Here is a 218-nt window from a genome sequence, read left to right as displayed (position 1 = left end):
TCTTGCCGGGACAGACACCGCCAAGACCGAAAGCAAGACCGCACAGGCGCAAATGATCATTCTGGAACTGCTTGCAGACGGAAAGCGTATGCCGAGCGCAGAGCTGGAAAAGACGGTCAATGGGCGTGGGATTTCCTCACGCACCATGAGAACGGCAAAGAGTCGTATCGGGGACAGACTTGTGACCGAGAAAGACGGCACAGCATGGGTCTGCTATC

Annotated in this window: 1 pseudogene; it reads left to right on the top strand. The window is 56.0% G+C overall.

The annotated features are described in order from the left end of the window. A pseudogene (locus NE609_RS17470) lies at positions 1-218 on the top strand (topoisomerase); the annotation flags it as partial.

Origin of the sequence: Anaerotruncus sp. DFI.9.16 (genome assembly GCF_024461615.1) — a bacterium.
GTDB lineage: Bacteria > Bacillota > Clostridia > Oscillospirales > Ruminococcaceae > Anaerotruncus > Anaerotruncus massiliensis.
The sequence above is the reverse complement of the archived record's forward strand: the minus strand, read 5'-3'. Positions and strand labels throughout refer to the sequence as shown.